We start from the raw sequence: 13336 nt of genomic DNA, 5'->3' as shown, positions 1-13336 counted from the left end.
TGCTCAGCTGTGGTGTGAACCTCAGCTGCGCGCGGGGATCTCTTCCTGGCTGATCTCGTCGGCGGACATCGCTTCGGTCTGCTCGTTGCCCACGATGGAGCCCGCGCCCTCGGCGTGGAACTCCTTCTTGAACGCGGTCATGGCTTCCTTCAGCGCGCTGACGGTGTCATCCTCGAGCTTCCCGGAGGCGGCGATGTTGGTGAGCACGTTGGTCTTGCGACGCAGGTAGTCCAGCCAGTCGGTCTCGAAGCGCTTGATGTCAGCGGTCTCGACGTCGTCCAGGTGACCCTGGGAACCGGTCCAGATCGAGGCGACCTGATCCTCGACGGCGTACGGGGTGTACTGGGCCTGCTTGAGCAGCTCGGTCTGACGCTCGCCGCGCACCAGCTGCTGGCGCGTTGCGGGGTCGAGGTCCGAGGCGAACATCGCGAAGGCCTGCATGTCCCGGTACTGGGCCAGGTCCAGCTTCAACGTGCCTGAGACCTTCTTCATGGCCTTGACCTGCGCCGCGCCGCCCACGCGGGACACCGAGATGCCTACGTCGACCGCTGGGCGCTGGTTGGCATTGAAGAGGTCCGACTGCAGGAAGATCTGGCCGTCGGTGATCGAGATGACGTTGGTCGGGATGTAGGCCGAGACGTCGTTGGCCTTGGTCTCGATCAGCGGCAGTCCGGTCATCGAGCCTGCGCCGAGCTCGTCGGAGAGCTTCGCGCAACGCTCGAGCAGACGGGAGTGGAGGTAGAAGACGTCGCCGGGGTACGCCTCGCGTCCCGGTGGGCGACGCAGCAGCAGCGACACGGCGCGGTAGGCCTCAGCCTGCTTGGAGAGGTCATCGAAGACGATGAGCACGTGCTTGCCGCCGTACATCCAGTGCTGACCGATCGCGGAACCGGCGAATGGCGCCAGGTACTTATAGCCGGCGGGGTCCGAGGCCGGGGACGCCACGATGGTGGTGTACTCCAGCGCGCCGCGCTCCTCGAGGGTCTGCCGCACGGCTGCGATCGTGGAGGCCTTCTGGCCCACCGCGACGTAGATGCAGCGGACCTGCTTGGAGACGTCGCCGGACTCCCAGTTCGCCTTCTGGTTGAGGATGGCGTCGATCGCGATCGCGGTCTTGCCGGTCTGGCGGTCACCGATGATCAGCTGACGCTGACCGCGGCCGATCGGGATCATGGCGTCGATGGCCTTGATGCCGGTCTGCAGCGGCTCGTGCACGGATTTGCGCTGCACCACCGAAGGAGCCTGCAGCTCCATGGGGCGGCGTCCCTCCGGGGCGATGTCGCCCTTGTCGTCGATCGGCTTGCCCAGCGGGTCCACCACGCGACCCAGGAACTCGTCGCCCACCGGGACCGAGAGGACCTCTCCGGTGCGGGTGACCTCCTGGCCCTCCTCGATCCCGGAGAACTCGCCGAGGATCACGACGCCGATCTCTCGGGTGTCGAGGTTCTGGGCCAGGCCCAGGGTGCCGTCTTCGAAGCGAAGAAGTTCGTTTGCCATGGTCGAGGGAAGTCCCTCGACACGTGCGATGCCGTCAGCCGCGGAGATCACGCGTCCGACCTCGACGCGCTCAGCGCTGCCGGGATCGTAGGATGCGGCGAAATCGTTCAAGGCGTTGCGGACGTCGTCGGCGTTGATGGTCAAGTCGGCCATCTGCAGTCCCTGCTCTCCTCAGTCATGGCCGCAGTGTGCGGCCGGGTGGTTCAAAGATTCACGTGTGTGTTGAGCCAGTCTGAAGAAGACTAGCTGGCCAGTCTCCGGTCGAGATCGTTGAGCTTGGTGGCCACGGTGGAGTCGACCACCTCATCGCCGACCTGGACACGGATGCCGCCGACCACAGCAGGGTCGACGACGACGTCGAGTTTCAGCTCCCGGCCGAAGTAGCGGTCCAGGCTTGCCCGGAGCCGTTCCATGTAGCTGGGATCCAGCTCCTTGGCGACGGTGACCAATGCGATCCAGCGCTGCTGGCGGGCCGCGATCTGCTCGGTGAAACGCTCCACCAGCTGCGCGGGCCGAAGTCCGCGAGGCGAGGTGACGGCGCGGTCGATGAGCAGCCGGGCCTCGGCGCTGGCAGAAGGTGAGAGCGCAGCTCCCAGCTTCTGCTTCGCCTCTGGCTTCGCCTGCGGATCCGTCAGAGCGCGCTGCACCTCATGCGAGGAGGACACCGTCCGGCGGAAGTCCAGCAGCACCGTCTCCAGCTTCTCGAGCCCGGCCAGGCCCTCGCGCTCGGCCTGGACGACCACCACAGCGACGGCCAGAACCTCGACGGCGTCGCCGAGGTCGCGCTCCTTGCTCCAGCGTCGGGAGACCAGAGCAGTCAGAACCTCCGCCGTCGTGCTGGTCACCTTCCCACCGAAGAGGCTGCGCGCCATCGCGGCGCGGTCCTGTGCCTCTCGGGAGGGGTCGGTGAGGCTGCGCCGCAGCCCCGCCGAGGAGTCGAGCACGTCCAGTGCGGCGAAGAGCTCCCGAGCGACCTCAAGATCGGCCTGGGCCAGGGTCGACGCGAGCTCCTTCTGCACGGATGCGAGGGATTCGGTGGTCACCGCTGCCATTACTGTGCTGCTCCCGTCTGGCCAGCCTGGGCTGCCTGATCAGCGTCGAGATCCGCGAGGAAGCGATCCACCACTCGCTGGGAGCGGGTGTCGTCCTCCAGGGCCTCGCCGACGATCCGGCTCGCAAGCTGCGTGGCCAGCGAACCGACCTCGGCCTTCAGCGAGTGCGCAGCAGAGGCGCGCTCTGCGGCGATCTGCTGCTGAGCCTGCTCGGTGATGCGGGCCGCCTCGGCGGCGGCCTTCTCCTTGTGCTCGGCGACGATCTGCGCACCTTCAGCGCGAGCTTCCTCGCGCATCCGGCTCGCCTCAGCACGGGCATCGCCGAGGTTCTTCTCATACTCGGCCTTCATGGCCTCAGCCTCAGCCTTGGCCTTCTCAGCCTCGTTGAGACCGCCCTCGATGGCCTCGGTGCGGGCCTGGTAGGACTTCTCGAATGCTGGCACGATCCATTTCTGGACCACGTAGAACAGCACCAGGAAGCCGAGCACCACGACCAGTGCTTCCCAGGGGTTGGGGAGCAATGGGTTGGCGTCGCCTTCTGCTGCCTGGATCAGAGATGCACTGATCATGTGTTCACCCTTTTTTCAGTAGTCTGACGATCTCAGAGGGCCCGGAGCTCCGGTGCCCGTCCCAGAGGAATCGGACCAGCGTCAGAGCACGAAGGCGAAGACGATGGCGAGGATGAAGACCGCCTCCGCCAGCGCGAAGCCGAGGATGGCGATGGGCTGCAGCACACGCTGAGCCTCGGGCTGGCGGGCCACACCGTTGAGGTAGGCCGAGAAGATCATGCCGATGGCCAGAGCAGCGCCGAAGCCTGCGAGACCCATACCGACCATGTTCAGAGTGCCGTCCATATGTGTTGCTCACTTTCTGTCTGAGTCCGGCGTGCGTGCCACGCGGACGTTTCAATGTCAGGCCTACCGGCGTTTGCCGGTCCGCCGCTGCCACTCGGCCTCCGGGTCAGGAGAGCCGAACCGCATAGAGGAAACTCATCAGTGGGCGTCAGCCTCGATGGAGCCCTGGATGTAGATCGCTGTCAGCAGGGCGAAGACGAAGGCCTGAAGTACCATCATCACCAGCTCCAGGAAGTACAGCGGGATCGAGCCCACCAGGATCAGCGCGCCCAGGCCGTAGCCGTCCAGGCCGCCCTGCTGGGCCACGAGGAATTCGACGCCGGATCCGGCGAGCATCACGATGATGTGCCCGGCGAGCATCACAGCCATCAGTCGCAGCGAGTGCGTGAGCGGGCGGATGATGAAGTTCGAGAGGAACTCCAGGACCACCAGCAGCGGCAGCAGCCACTTCGGCACCCCGGAGGGGACCGTCATCAGCTTGATGAACTTCGGCCCGTGGGTCCTGAAGCCCAGCACGATCCAGGTGATCCAGATGATGCCGGCCAGCGCGTAGGCAGGCCCGGCATGCGAGAAGGTCGGCAGCTGCAGCCCTGGGACCGCGCCGAAGATGTTGTTGACCAGGACGAAGAAGAAGACCGCGAAGAGCAGCGGGATCCAGCGGCGGAAGTGCTTCTCGCCGAGGATGTCGCGGCCCAGGGTGTGCCGGACGAAGCCGTAGCCGGACTCGGCGATGAACTGCGCGCGGGAGGGCACCAGGGACTGCTTCCGGATCGCCCACATGAAGAACCAGGAGATGACGATGACCGAGAGGATGACCATCAGCATGTTCTTGCCGAAGCCAGTCCCCCACTCCGCCATCCAGGGAAAGATCTCCGGAAGGTGCGTCTCAGAAATCGTGGGCGGCTGGAATCCACCTTCATTGGTGGCCATGGGCGCAAGCGAATGCAACGCTGGTCCTCTCTGCGGTGTCCGTCAGTGGGTTCAAACCCCGGGCATCGGAAGCCGGATCAACTCCGTCTCGCCTTGTATGTGGACCGCCAGTCTATTAAGAGACCTCCGAATGACCGTCCACGGGCAACTGCCCCGCGCAGGTGTTGGAAAACACAGAACTAGCGCGGGAAGTCACAGAAAGCCTATCAGAACGAGGGCTTCGGCTCTGCCGCGAGACGTCGTCCACGGACGCTCTGCTCGGCGCTGAGCCTGCCCTGCCGGGCTGGATCAGTTCTTGAGTCGGCGCCGCAGGGCCCGCGACGCGGCGGCGCGGTTGACCCGCAGCGCGCGACGGCGCAGCCAGGGTCCCAGCGTGAGCACCAGCGCCGCCCCCAGGCTCAGCACCATGCCCAGTGTCACCAGCCACCAGTCCACGAAGTTGAACGAGACCGCTCCGAAGGCGAAGAGCGCCGACCAGAAGTAGAGCAGCAGCACCGCCTGGGGATGCGAGTAGCCGCCGTCGACCAGTTTGTGATGAAGGTGACCCCGGTCGGGGCTGAAGGGCGAGGCGCCACGGGCGGTGCGCCGGGCCACTGCCAGGGCGAGGTCCAGCAGCGGAAGCAGCGTGACCGCCAGGGGCAGCAGGATCGGCATATATGCCGGGATGTTACGGAATCTGAAGCCCTCCGCGAGCTGGCCGACGTCGGCGGTCACTGCCAGCGCCCCGGCGGCCATGACCAGTCCCAGCAGCATCGCCCCGGTGTCGCCCATGATGATCTTCGAGGGGTAGAAGTTATGCGGCAGGAATCCCAGACAGGAGCCCACCAGCACCGCCATCAGCAGGGTCACCAGGTTCGAGGCGTCGAAGGCGTTGATCGAGAGCGTGAGCAGGTAGCTATAGATGAAGAAGGCCGCCCCGCCCAGGGCCGCCACGCCGGCGGCGAGGCCATCCAGGCCGTCGATGAAGTTGAAGGCGTTGATGGTCAGCACCACCACGAACACGGTCAGCATCGCTTGGACCAGCGGACCGCCGACCCCCAGCCAGCCCACCGGCATGACCTCCAGCTGGATCCCGTGCAGCACCAGGGTCACGGCGGCGAAGACCTGGCCGCCCAGCTTGACCATCCAGGGGATGTCCCAGGCGTCGTCGGCCATGCCGACCACCAGGATCACCAGCATCGCGGCGAAGACCCCGCGCACCGGGGTCAGGTCCGCGAAGATCCCTCCCAGGTAGGGAATCGTGGAGGCGGCCGCCAGTCCGACCACCATCCCCAGGAACATCGCGACTCCGCCCCAGCGCGGCTTGATCGCCTGGTGCACGTCGCGGTCCCGGATCGGGGTGTAGATGCCCAGTCGCAGGGCGACGATGCGCACCGCAGGGGTGAGCGCATAGGTCACCACCATCGAGACGACCAGGACGGCCAGGAAATAGATCATGAGTGGGCGTCGGGGGCCTCTGCCTCGGGCTCCACTGAAGGGACCACGGCCTGGACCTCGGCCAGCGGCAGGGCACCGGAGCGCACCACGCGGGGCGGGCTCACGGTGGCGTCGATGATGGTCGAGGCGGCACTGCTGGCGCGCTCCCCGGCGTCGAGATACACCGCGACGGACTCGGCGAGCATGCTCTGCGCCTCGGTCACATTCGTGGCCGCGGGCATCCCGGTGCGGTTGGCGGAGGACACCGCCAGAGGCCCGGTGGCGGAGAGCAGGTCCAGGGCGAGCTCATCGGCGGGCATGCGCAGCGCCACGGTGCCATGGGTCTCCCCCAGGTCCCAGTGCAGCGAGGGCTGAGCATGCAGGATCAGGGTCATCGAGCCGGGCCAGAAGGCCTGGGCCAGTGCCCGCGCCTGCTCGGGCACGTCGATGGCCAGGGCGTCCATGACCTCAGGGCGTGCGATCAGCACCGGTGGCGGCATCGCGCGGCTGCGCCCCTTGGCGGCGAGCAGCACCGCGACGGCCTGCGGCGAGAAGGCGTCGGCGCCGATCCCATAGACGGTGTCGGTGGGAAGGACCACGGTCTCCCCGCGGGAGAGTGCGTTCTGTGCCGCGGCGATGCCCTCGGCGCGGGAGGCGGGGTCCGTGCAGTCGACTGTCTGGCTCACGCGCGCCATTCTTCCACGACCGCGGCTGGATCCAGGTCAGCCACTGCGCTGGTGGCGCGGTCCCGGCCGGTGAGGTCCTGGTGCGTGCTGACCGCGGAGAGCCTGGGGTCGCGCCGGCAGTGCTCGGCCAGCGCGTCCGCCTGAGCCTCGGCGTGCTCCAGGATGAACCAGCCCCCCGGCTTCAGCAGCCGCTTGGCGGTCTCGATGACTGCGCGAGGCATGGTCAGCCCGTCGTCTCCCCCGCCGTAGAGCGCGAGCTCGGGATCATGCACCCGGACCTCCGCCTCGCGCGGCACCATCCCGGCCGGGATGTACGGCGGGTTGGACACCACGACGTCGAAGCTGGCCTCCCAGTCCTCAGGCACCTCGCGCAGGTCCTGCTGATGCAGGGTGACCCCCAGCGGGTCCAGGTTGAGCTGCGCCCAGGCGGCGGCCTGCGGTGAGAGCTCCACCGCGTGGACCTCCGCGCTCGGGTGCTCTGCGGCGATGGCCCCGGCCAGGGCGCCGGAGCCGGTGCCGAGATCGATCACGCGGGGCCGCCAGGACGCTGGACGCTGCGCGGCCATCCGGCCCAGCTGATCAAGGGCCGCCTGGGCCACCTGTTCGGTCTCCGGGCGCGGGATGAAGACCCCGGGCCCCACTCGCAGCTCCAGGTGACGGAACGGGGCCAGTCCGGTGAGGTGCTGCAGCGGGATCCGCTCTGCGCGCTCGGCGATGAGCTCAGTGATCCGGTCGGCCTGCGAGGCGGGCACCGCGCTGCCAGCCAAGGCCATTGCGGCCAGGCGTCCGCGGGAGACCCCGAGCACGTGGGCGGTGAGGATCTCTGCGTCCACCCTCGGGCTGGGCACCCCGGCGGCATGCAGCCGCGCTGTCGCCTCGCTCAGCAGCTGATCGGCCTCCCGGGCTGCCGACTGGGCTGCCAGCTGGGCATCGGTGGGGTCGGGGGCGTGCACCGGGCTCAGCCCTGGCTGTCGTTCAGCGCGGCGAGTCGCTCCTGCTCGTCGAGCTGGACGCAGGACTGGATCACGGCCTCCAGGTCACCGTTGATGACGGTGTCCAGGTTGTAGGCCTTATAGCCGGTGCGGTGATCGGCGATCCGGTTCTCCGGGTAGTTGTAGGTGCGAATCCGTTCGGAGCGGTCCATGGTGCGGACCTGGGACTTGCGCACCTGCGCGTTCTCGGCGTCGATCTGTTCCTGCTGGTGCGCCAGGATGCGGGAGCGCAGCACGCGCATCGCGGCCTCGCGGTTCTGCAGCTGTGACTTCTCGTTCTGCATGGCCACCACGATCCCGGTGGGCAGGTGGGTGATCCGGACCGCGGAGTCCGTGGTGTTCACACTCTGTCCGCCCGGTCCGGAGGAGCGGTAGACATCGATCTTGAGGTCGTTCTGATTCAGCTCCAGCTCCTCGGGCTCATCGACCTCGGGCAGCACCAGCACGCCGGCGGCGGAGGTGTGGATCCGGCCCTGGGACTCGGTCTCGGGCACTCGCTGCACCCGGTGCACCCCGCCTTCGAACTTCAGGTGGGCGTAGACCCCCTGGGCCGGGTCGTTGGTGGAGGACTTGATCGCCATCTGCACGTCCTTATACCCACCCAGGTCTGAGGGCGTGGAGGAGATGATCTCGGTCTTCCAGCCCTTGGACTCGGCGTAGCGGGTGTACATCCGCAGCAGGTCCCCGGCGAAGAGCGCCGCCTCATCGCCCCCGGCTCCGCCCTTGACCTCGATGATCGCGTTGCGGACATCGTTCTCATCGCGTGGGATCAGCATCCGCAGCAGCTTCGCCGCGGCCTCCTCGCGGGCGGCGGTGAGCTCAGGGATCTCCGCGGCGAACTCAGCGTCCTCCTGGGCGAGCTCCTGGGTGGTGGCCAGGTCCTCGCTGAGCTGCTTCCAGGTCTTGTGCGCCTCGGCGACGCCGTTGAGCTGGGCATAGCGGCGTCCCAGCCGACGGGCCAGGGACTGGTCGGCGTGGACCGCGGGGTCGGCGAGCTGTTCCTGGAGCTCGGCGTGCTCAGCGAGCAGCGTCGAGACGGAGTCGAACATCCTGGCGTTGATCTCTTCGCTCATGACTGGCTTCTCTTTCGTTTCCGTGGCTGATGCGCGGACGCACTGCTGGCAGATCGGGCTGGTACAGGCGAAGCCCGGGGTGAGCAGATGCTCTCCCCGGGCTTCAGCTTCTGAGGTGGCTAGTTGCCCTTGTCTCCGAGCGTGGTCTTGGACGCGAGCATCAGGAACTCAGCGTTGGACTGTGTCTCCTTGAGCTTGTTGATCAGCAGCTCGAGACCCTGTTCCTGCTCGAGTCCGGAGAGCACCCGGCGCAGCTTCCACATGATCTTGACCTCCTCGGGCGAGAGCAGGTTCTCTTCACGACGGGTGGAGGACTCGTTCACGTTCACGGCCGGGAAGATCCGCTTGTCCGCCAGACGGCGGGACAGACGCAGCTCCATGTTGCCGGTTCCCTTGAACTCCTCGAAGATGACCTCATCCATCTTGGACCCGGTCTCCACCAGCGCGGTGGCCAGGATGGTCAGCGAGCCGCCGTTCTCGATGTTGCGCGCCGCGCCGAAGAACCGCTTCGGCGGGTAGAGCGCATTGGCATCGACACCGCCGGAGAGGATCCGACCGGAGGCCGGTGCCGCGGTGTTGTAGGCGCGGCCGAGCCGGGTCATGGAGTCCAGCAGGACGACGACGTCCTTGCCCAGTTCCACGAGTCGCTTGGCACGTTCGATCGCCAGTTCCGCGACGGTGGTGTGGTCCTCCGCCGGACGGTCGAAGGTCGAGGCGATGACTTCGCCGTCGACCGTGCGCTGCATGTCGGTGACCTCTTCGGGCCGCTCGTCGACCAGGACCATCATGAGGTGGACCTCAGGGTTGTTCATCTTGATCGCGCTGGCCAGCGCCTGCAGGATGATGGTCTTGCCAGCCTTCGGCGGGGAGACGATCAGGCCGCGCTGGCCCTTGCCGATCGGGGCGATCAGGTCGATTACTCGGGGGGCGATGTTCTTCGCGTCCCCCTCCAGGCGCAGACGATCCTGTGGGTAGAGCGGGACCAGCTTGCTGAACTCCACACGGTCGGTGTTGGACTCTGGCGGGCGCCCGTTGACCGCATCCAGCTTGACCAGCGCGTTGAACTTCGCGCGCTTCTGCGGGTTCTCCCCCTCGCGGGGGGCCCGGATGTGCCCGTGCACCGCGTCGCCCTTGCGCAGGTTGTGCCGCTTGACCTGTGCCAGGGACACGTAGACATCGTTGGGTCCGGAGAGGTAGCCCGAGGTGCGCACGAAGGCGTAGTTGTCGAGCACATCCAGGATCCCGGCCACCGGGACCAAGACGTCGTCCTCGGTGATCTCGGTGTCATCGACCTCGGGATCGCGGCCGCGACGGCGGTTGTTCCGATCACCGCGATCGTTGCGGTCATTGCGGTCATTCCGGTCGTTGCGGTTGCGGCTGCGCCGGTTCCGGCGCTCCTCGTCGCGTCCGCCGTCGTTGCGGCTGTTCTCACGCCCGCCGTCGTTGCGGTTGCTCTCACGCCCGCCGTCGTTGCGGTTGCTCTCACGCCCGCCGTCGTTGCGGTTGCTCTCACGCCCGCCGTCGTTGCGGTTGTTGCCGCGTCCGCCGTCGTTGCGGTTGTTCTCGCGGTTGCGGCGGTTTCGACCTTCTCCGTCGTTGCGCTGGCCGTTGTCCTGGGCCTGATCCTGCTCCTCGGAGCGGGAAGACGAGTTCGAGGTCTGCGCGTCACTCTGCGCGGCGTCCTGCTGCTGGCCCGGGTTCTCGTCCCGGTTGCGATTGCGGCGGTTGCGGTTGCGTCCGCGCGGCTGGGATTCGGCAGCGTCGTCGCTGCCCTCGGTGTTCTGCTGCTCTGACCGGCGGTCGTTGCCGTTGCGGTCGTTGCTGCTGCGCTCGTTGCCCTCCTGGGGCCCGTTCTCGCGGGGGCTCTCGCCGCCCTGCGCGCTGGCAGCGCCGTTGGCGCTGGCGCCGTTGTCCTCAGCCGCGGTGTCAGCGGCCTTGGGATCGGCCTTGGAGCGGCGGCGACTCGGGCGCTTCGGGGCGGTCTCGTCGGTGGCGGCGTCCTGGTTCCCGTCCTTGGCGGCCTCGTTCTGGCCACCGGAGGTCTTCGCCTGGTCCTGCTTCTTCTCTCGCTCGGCGACGGCGCCGCCGCGCTGATGCGAGGAGATGGCATCCACCAGGGCGGATTTGCGCATCCGGGAGCTTCCGGTGATGCCCAGCTGCGAGGCAAGCGCCTGCAGCTGTGCGAGCTTCAGACCGGCAAGCCCGGAGCTCTTGGCCTCGGGTGCAGCAGACTCGGCCTTCTCGGGGCTCTGAGTCGCAGTGGTCTCAGCGGTGGTTTCTGTCACGAAGGTTCCTTCCCCCTCGTCAGGCAGGCCCGGCGGATGCGCCGACCTGCGATGTCTTCAACGGAGCGTCAGAAGTCCGTTGGCTTATTTCAGTTTCTTCCGCGCGTACAGCGTTGGGGAGGCTTCTTGCGCGGTCCTCATCCCCGGCGGGGAGTGGGATCATCGCGAGACTCTGCTCAACCGCTCCGATGGAGGGTCGGCAACGTCCAGCGCGCTCAGGAATACAGCGTAACGTGCGCGAAGGAACATCGCAGTGATCTCTTCGGGGCCAGCTCAGTGGTCCGGTGGAGTGAGCGTGTCGAGCACGCCATCAACGCCGATGTTTTTCCACTGTAGCACCAGTGTCCGCGATCGGCAGGATCGACGGGGTGAAGAAACGGCCCAGCTCGTCGGGTCCGCCCAGGGCTGAAATCTGTTCCGCCGCGGCGCTGGCCTGGGCCTCGGATTCCGTGAGCACCAGCACCGAGGGGCCTGCCCCGGAGATCACCGCGGCGAACCCTGCTGCACGGAGTCCATCCACCAGCGCCATCGAGGCCGGGAAGGCGGGACGGCGCTGCTCCTGGTGCAGGGCATCCTCGGTGGCTTCGAGCAGCAGCTGCGGGGCAGTGGTCAGGGCGTGGACCAACAGCCCGGCGCGGGCCGAATTGCGTGCCGCATCGGCGTGGGCGACTTCGGCGGGAAGCAGATCCCGTGCCACCTGCGTGGACTGCTCGAAGTTCGGCACGGCCACCACGGTGCGCAGCTGCGGATGTGCCCGCAGCGGGGCGGTCTTGAAGCTCGCGGCGCCGCTGGCGGCATCCGGCGTCGCCGCATGGCTGGCCTGCCAGGAGATCGCCACTCCCCCGCGCAGCGCCGGGACGTAGTTGTCCGGATGGCCTTCGATCCGGGATCCGATCTGCAGCTGCTCATCGGCGCTGAGCCCCCCAGGCAGCAGAGCATCTGCGGTGATCACCGCGGAGGCCACTGCGGCGGCGGAGGATCCGAGCCCACGACTGTGCGGGATGTTGTTCACCGCGTGGACGGTGAGGTCCGGGAGGCTGAAGCCCTTGGCGTTGAGGATCTTCTCCACCAGGCTGACCACCAGGTGCGAGGCATCGCGGGGCAGCGTCGCGGACCCCTCGCCGTCCACGCTGATCTCGACCTGCGCGGTGTCGGCTGTGCGCGGGGCGGCGTGGACGGTGATCTCGTCGAACAGGCTCAGCGCCAGACCCATGCTGTCGTACCCCGGCCCGAGGTTCGCCGAGGTCGCGGGCACCCTGAGGTGGAAGGACACCGGCCCGGCCAGCGGCTCGCGCAGCTGGGGCGCCGGGTGACCGGTCCCCGGGCCAGGTGCGGCCGCCGGGGGCGTCTTGGCCGAGGGGGCCACCGCCTGTTCGGGCGCCAGGCCCTGTCCGAGCTTGTGCATGCTGGGCTGCCGGCTCATCGGATCAGAGCCCCAGCTGCCGTGCCACGGTCTCCACGTCCTGCGGGACCATGGTGGGGGTGACGTCGGAGCCGTCGGCGTTCTTCAGCGCCCAGTCCGGGTCCTTCAGGCCGTGCCCGGTCACCGTGATCACGATGGTCTTCTCCGCCGGGACCTCACCGGCGGAGTGCTTCTTGATCAGGCCCGCGACCCCGGCCGCCGAGGCGGGCTCCACGAAGACCCCCTCCTTGGAGGAGAGCCACCGGTGTGCGGCGAGGATCTCTTCATCGGTCACCGACTCGATGACCCCGCTCGACTGGTCCCGAGCGGCCTCGGCCTTCTCCCAGGAGGCGGGATTGCCGATCCGGATGGCGGTGGCGACGGTCTCCGGCTCGGTCACCGGGTGGCCCATGACGATGGGGGCCGCACCCTCGGCCTGGAAGCCCCACATGATCGGGGTCCGGGTGGCGACCGCTGCCAGCGGGGCGCCGGTCCCGCCGTCGCGGGGGTTGGTCCAGGGCTGGGAGTACTCCTGGTAGCCCTTCCAATAAGCAGTGATGTTGCCAGCGTTGCCCACCGGGAGCATGTGATAGTCCGGGGCGTCCCCGAGCGCGTCGACCACCTCGAAGGCTCCGGTCTTCTGGCCCTCGATCCGAGCCGGGTTCACCGAGTTGACCAGGAACACCGGGTAGTTCTCTGAGAGCTTGCGGGCAATGTCGAGGCACCCGTCGAAGTTGCCGTCCACCTGGATCAGCTCCGCTCCATGGGCCACGGCCTGGGAGAGCTTGCCCATCGCGATCTTCCCCGCGGGCACCAGCACCGCGCAGGTCAGCCCGGCCGCAGTGGCGTAGGCGGCAGCAGAGGCGGAGGTGTTTCCGGTGGAGGCGCAGACCACGGCCTTGGCGCCCTCGGCCACGGCGGCGGTGATCGCCATGGTCATCCCGCGGTCCTTGAAGGACCCTGTGGGGTTCATCCCCTCGACCTTGAGGTAGACCGTGCCGGAGACCAGCTCCGAGAGCGCCGGGGCGTGGACCAGCGGCGTTCCGCCCTCGCCCAGGGTGATCACCTCGGTGGTCTCATCCACGGGGAGTCGGTCTGCATACTCGCGGATGACTCCGCGCCATTGGTGCGCCACGAGTGGGTGCTCCT

12 protein-coding genes are annotated in these 13336 nt (G+C 67.8%); all 12 read right to left on the bottom strand.

Annotated features, from left to right (window positions below; genetic code table 11):
* Positions 1 to 21 precede the first annotated feature (21 nt).
* Positions 22 to 1650: a F0F1 ATP synthase subunit alpha gene (atpA, locus tag HNR24_RS02070; RefSeq protein WP_058888954.1), complete on the bottom strand. Its 1629-nt coding sequence runs from the start codon at positions 1648 to 1650 to the stop codon at positions 22 to 24.
* A gap of 89 nt (positions 1651 to 1739) precedes the next feature.
* Positions 1740 to 2549 carry a F0F1 ATP synthase subunit delta gene (locus HNR24_RS02065; RefSeq protein WP_058888953.1) on the bottom strand — a complete coding sequence of 270 codons (810 nt, stop codon included), beginning with the start codon at positions 2547 to 2549 and terminating at the stop codon, positions 1740 to 1742.
* Entirely contained in the window at positions 2549 to 3118 is a 570-nt protein-coding gene (locus HNR24_RS02060) for a F0F1 ATP synthase subunit B (protein ID WP_058888952.1), read from the bottom strand. The genes HNR24_RS02065 and HNR24_RS02060 overlap by 1 nt, the downstream gene beginning before the upstream one ends.
* Positions 3119 to 3199: 81 nt before the next feature.
* Positions 3200 to 3403 carry an ATP synthase F0 subunit c gene (locus tag HNR24_RS02055; protein ID WP_036476452.1) on the bottom strand — a complete coding sequence of 68 codons (204 nt, stop codon included), beginning with the start codon at positions 3401 to 3403 and terminating at the stop codon, positions 3200 to 3202.
* Positions 3404 to 3541: 138 nt separating this feature from the next.
* Positions 3542 to 4333: a F0F1 ATP synthase subunit A gene (atpB, locus tag HNR24_RS02050; protein ID WP_083504897.1), complete on the bottom strand. Its 792-nt coding sequence runs from the start codon at positions 4331 to 4333 to the stop codon at positions 3542 to 3544.
* A 288-nt stretch (positions 4334 to 4621) separates the two neighbouring features.
* The gene (locus tag HNR24_RS02045; protein WP_182494877.1) at positions 4622 to 5770 is read right to left on the bottom strand and encodes an MraY family glycosyltransferase; all 1149 of its coding nucleotides are present in this window, start codon (positions 5768 to 5770) and stop codon (positions 4622 to 4624) included.
* Complete coding sequence (locus HNR24_RS02040) at positions 5767 to 6444, bottom strand: L-threonylcarbamoyladenylate synthase (protein ID WP_182494876.1); 678 nt, start codon at positions 6442 to 6444, stop codon at positions 5767 to 5769. Before HNR24_RS02040 ends, HNR24_RS02045 begins: the two co-directional genes overlap by 4 nt.
* Complete coding sequence (prmC, locus tag HNR24_RS02035) at positions 6432 to 7358, bottom strand: peptide chain release factor N(5)-glutamine methyltransferase (RefSeq protein WP_182496057.1); 927 nt, start codon at positions 7356 to 7358, stop codon at positions 6432 to 6434. Before prmC ends, HNR24_RS02040 begins: the two co-directional genes overlap by 13 nt.
* 35 nt (positions 7359 to 7393) lie before the next feature.
* Positions 7394 to 8476 (bottom strand): peptide chain release factor 1, encoded by a 1083-nt coding sequence (gene prfA, locus HNR24_RS02030; protein ID WP_179443013.1) that lies wholly within the window; start codon positions 8474 to 8476, stop codon positions 7394 to 7396.
* A 143-nt stretch (positions 8477 to 8619) separates the two neighbouring features.
* Positions 8620 to 10785 (bottom strand): transcription termination factor Rho, encoded by a 2166-nt coding sequence (rho, locus tag HNR24_RS02025; protein ID WP_182494875.1) that lies wholly within the window; start codon positions 10783 to 10785, stop codon positions 8620 to 8622.
* Positions 10786 to 11095: 310 nt separating this feature from the next.
* A complete protein-coding gene (gene thrB, locus HNR24_RS02020; protein WP_083504994.1) occupies positions 11096 to 12190 on the bottom strand; it encodes a homoserine kinase in 1095 nt (364 codons plus the stop codon).
* Between the two features lie 22 nt (positions 12191 to 12212).
* Complete coding sequence (gene thrC, locus HNR24_RS02015; RefSeq protein WP_058888946.1) at positions 12213 to 13322, bottom strand: threonine synthase; 1110 nt, start codon at positions 13320 to 13322, stop codon at positions 12213 to 12215.
* Between the last annotated feature and the right edge of the window lie 14 nt (positions 13323 to 13336).

This window comes from Nesterenkonia sandarakina (genome assembly GCF_014138825.1).
GTDB lineage: Bacteria > Actinomycetota > Actinomycetes > Actinomycetales > Micrococcaceae > Nesterenkonia > Nesterenkonia sandarakina.
This window is presented reverse-complemented; position numbering and strand designations above follow the sequence as displayed.

Coding starts and splice junctions, on each gene's coding strand:
- atpB (WP_083504897.1), bottom strand. CDS start 4,333: ATGGCCACCAATGAAGGTGGATTCCAGCCGCCCACGATTTCTGAGACG.
- atpA (WP_058888954.1), bottom strand. CDS start 1,650: ATGGCCGACTTGACCATCAACGCCGACGACGTCCGCAACGCCTTGAAC.
- HNR24_RS02055 (WP_036476452.1), bottom strand. CDS start 3,403: ATGGACGGCACTCTGAACATGGTCGGTATGGGTCTCGCAGGCTTCGGC.
- HNR24_RS02065 (WP_058888953.1), bottom strand. CDS start 2,549: ATGGCAGCGGTGACCACCGAATCCCTCGCATCCGTGCAGAAGGAGCTC.
- HNR24_RS02045 (WP_182494877.1), bottom strand. CDS start 5,770: ATGATCTATTTCCTGGCCGTCCTGGTCGTCTCGATGGTGGTGACCTAT.
- thrB (WP_083504994.1), bottom strand. CDS start 12,190: ATGCACAAGCTCGGACAGGGCCTGGCGCCCGAACAGGCGGTGGCCCCC.
- HNR24_RS02060 (WP_058888952.1), bottom strand. CDS start 3,118: ATGATCAGTGCATCTCTGATCCAGGCAGCAGAAGGCGACGCCAACCCA.
- HNR24_RS02040 (WP_182494876.1), bottom strand. CDS start 6,444: ATGGCGCGCGTGAGCCAGACAGTCGACTGCACGGACCCCGCCTCCCGC.
- prfA (WP_179443013.1), bottom strand. CDS start 8,476: ATGTTCGACTCCGTCTCGACGCTGCTCGCTGAGCACGCCGAGCTCCAG.